General features: G+C 57.5%; 1 protein-coding gene. It reads right to left on the bottom strand.

The features are described from left to right. Nucleotides 1-875, bottom strand: an 875-nt coding sequence (locus tag DK871_RS28395; RefSeq protein WP_161907471.1) for a sel1 repeat family protein, incomplete at both ends; no start/stop codon positions are given.

Genomic DNA, 875 nt, shown 5'->3' with positions numbered 1-875 from the left:
GTTGCCGGCTCGAGGACTTTGGCCTTGGCCAGTTGCTCAATCAAGGCTTCGGAGGGCTTGGGTGGCGGGACGTTGGCTAGGCGTGCTTCAACCCATTGCAGCTTGCCGTCCCAGGCCGGCAGTTTGGCCGGTGGTAGGGGGAGGATTTCATTGATCTCGGGGACTTTGGGGTTGGCGTAGGACGCGTTCGACAGTAGTGTTCCGATTTTCTCATACCGCTCGGCGCGCTCCAGGTCTTCTTGTTGGCCGAGGTAGTACAGCTCATCGGTAGGAGGTGGGGCGCGAAATGCTTTTTCTAAACGGTTAGGAGCACTTTCGTTACCTGCCATTACGCCGAGTTGGAATACTTCAAGTGCCTCTTGGTATTGCCCCTTGTATTTCAGGTAGACACCTAAAGCGATGGCTGCTCTCCCATGGCCCTGCTCAGCGGCACAACGATACATTTGGAGCGCAACGTCCGGGGCAATATCACTCGGCTCAAGTTTGTCGCCGACATAGTACTGGGCTTGTGCGCTGCCCTGATCGGCGGCCTTGCGGTAGTAGCGCAGCGCCATGTCCGGGTCCTGCTTCAGCCCGGCGGCTCCCTGCTGCAAAAAGACTCCCACGAAGTAATAGCCTGTCGCTACGCCCGCGTCGATCAGTTGCTGGCTCATACGCAGGTAGGTTTCGCCACTGAGCGTGAAGCTGCCGCGCATGGCGCCGTTCTGCAAGTTGATATTGGCTTTGTAATGGCCGTTTTCGGCTGCGATGCGGTACAGCCGCTCGATTTCGGCATCGACACTTTTGTCCTGTTTGAGTTGGTTGTTCTTCTGCAACCAGCGGGCGTACTGGAACAGCACATCAGTTTCGGCGGACGGCGTGGGGATCTGTTCATG

The sequence above is a fragment of the Pseudomonas sp. L13 genome, assembly GCF_009935965.1.
Classification (GTDB): Bacteria; Pseudomonadota; Gammaproteobacteria; order Pseudomonadales; family Pseudomonadaceae; genus Aquipseudomonas; species Aquipseudomonas lactis.
This window is presented reverse-complemented; position numbering and strand designations above follow the sequence as displayed.